We start from the raw sequence: 926 nt of genomic DNA, 5'->3' as shown, positions 1-926 counted from the left end.
CTATTATTTCAATAGTAGGTGGTGCAATTACTTTATTAGGTGTTTCAACTATTGTCTTTAAGGAAAAGTTTTGGATTGTGATAAATAGCATAAAATTCAATTCCTAAAATCAATTTTATATTATACAATATAAATACATTTTTGATTGGGTGATAATTGTGAAATTTATAAAAATATTTGGAATGCTTATTTTAGGGTTATTGATTATGGGGGTAACTCAAGGATTTGCTTCGATTGTTGAGGACTTAATACCAATTTGGGGAATTGGTGTTATTGTATTTGCAGTAGTTTATATTTTTTTAGCGTATTTCGTAGTGAAGTGGATTATTGTAAATGTATTTAAAGAAAATCTATATGTTTATAGGATTACTAAACCTCACTTTAATAAATTGTTCTTACTATGTGCGATATTATTACCTGTTTTAGTTTATGGTGTTTATATATTGTGTGTACCCGGTGAATTTTTCACTCCAAATTTCACTTCTCAAAATGAATATTTAAGAAATATTTTTTGGGTAATATTTGTGAATGGTTTTGCAGCAGCAATTGTTGAAGAAATGATTTGTCGTGGTTTGCTTATGGGTTATATTCAGCGAAAAACTAATATATTTGTAGCAATATCAATAACGGCAATATTTTTTGCAGTTATACATATCTTTAATGGTGCGCTTTCTATGTGGAGTTTGGTCATGTTATTAGTCAGTGGCATATTAGTTGGAATTATGTTTGGTTTAGCAACATATATATTTAATTCAATTTGGGCAAGCATTTCTATACATTTATGTTGGAATGTTAGCCAATTAATATGGATAACTGACCATAAGATAGATGACCAACCGATACAATATGTTTTAACTTCGAATAATATGTTGATAACGGGTGGTGAATTTGGTTTTGAATCATCACTGATTAGTATAATAGGATAT

The 926-nt window shown here is 28.4% G+C and carries 1 protein-coding gene; it reads left to right on the top strand.

What is annotated here, in order from left to right:
• Positions 1–158: 158 nt before the first annotated feature.
• Positions 159–926, top strand: a 768-nt coding sequence (locus tag ACF91D_RS30750; RefSeq protein ID WP_392438544.1) for a CPBP family intramembrane glutamic endopeptidase, incomplete at its 3' end; no start/stop codon positions are given.

The organism is Staphylococcus sp. 231237_7MaSpsaltlick (assembly GCF_043107035.1).
Note: the sequence above shows the minus strand (reverse complement) of the source record. Positions and strands in the feature narration are given on the sequence as shown.